The sequence below is a fragment of the Pseudoalteromonas luteoviolacea DSM 6061 genome, assembly GCF_001625655.1.
Classification (GTDB): Bacteria; Pseudomonadota; Gammaproteobacteria; order Enterobacterales; family Alteromonadaceae; genus Pseudoalteromonas; species Pseudoalteromonas luteoviolacea.
This window is the reverse complement of record NZ_AUYB01000003.1, coordinates 1-1,026: the sequence shown is the minus strand read 5'-3', so window position 1 is coordinate 1,026 and position 1,026 is coordinate 1. Positions and strand designations below refer to the sequence as shown.

Genomic DNA, 1,026 nt, shown 5'->3' with positions numbered 1-1,026 from the left:
TTACGGTCAGCTTGCATCCATGTCAGGAGATGGGGTGACTCACACCTACGACTATGACAGTTTAGGAAGAGTGTCGAGCCATAAAGTAGAAGGCGATGGCCAAAGCTTTAAAACCGATACGTTTTATGATGCCAATTTTGGTCGGGTAAAGGGGATGAGATATCCGAACGGCCTGACGCTTAGCTATGAATATGATGATTATGGTTTTCGACGTGTAATAAAGAACCTGCATACCGGATATAGCTATCAAAAAGTGACTAAGCGAGATGTATTAAATAATGTTGAGCAACAACTTTTAGGTAACAGTCTAGTCGATAAGACATTTTATAGCGCCATAACAGGGCAAATGACGGGGCATTATACTGAGCAGGGTGGCAATAACATACTTGGGATTGAGTACACCAGCTATGATGGTTTTGGCAACCTAAAGCAACAGGAGGTGATTTCTGGTGCCGTAGGGGCGCAACATCGCTATTCCGAAACTTATCACTATGACCAACTGCATCGTTTAGAAAGCAATGAAATTGCTGGGATTACGACGATAACCTATGAGTATGATGCAATTGGTAATTTGACTAAAAAGTCAGACTATGCAAGTACTTACGACTATACCTCACATTTGGCAGGGTTTTCAGGCGGTGGGCCAAATGCCGTTAAACGCGTTATGAAGGCCGGCGCTTGGGTTGGCTTTAGCTACGACGCACGCGGTAACATGACCAAAGGAGATGGCCTTGTTTTAGCTCAATATAATGCCATGGATAAGCCGACACTTATCAACAAAAATAATGTGACCACTCAGTTTGTTTATGGCCCTGATAATATGCGTTTTATGCAGATAAAAGGGGATGTAACAACCTACTATGCGGGTAAACACTATGAGGTGGAAGTTGAACAAGGAAAGGTAACACAACGCGCTTATGTGGATGATGTGGCCTTAATCAGCCATGATTCTACCAAAGGGACAGATATCAGGTATTTCCATAAAGATAGATTGGGCAGTGCAAGGTTAATCACTGATCATGAGGG

General features: G+C 43.1%; 1 pseudogene. It reads left to right on the top strand.

Features of this window, described 5'->3' with window-relative positions:
* Positions 1-34 precede the first annotated feature (34 nt).
* Positions 35-1,026, top strand: a pseudogene (locus tag N475_RS00390) (SpvB/TcaC N-terminal domain-containing protein); the annotation flags it as partial.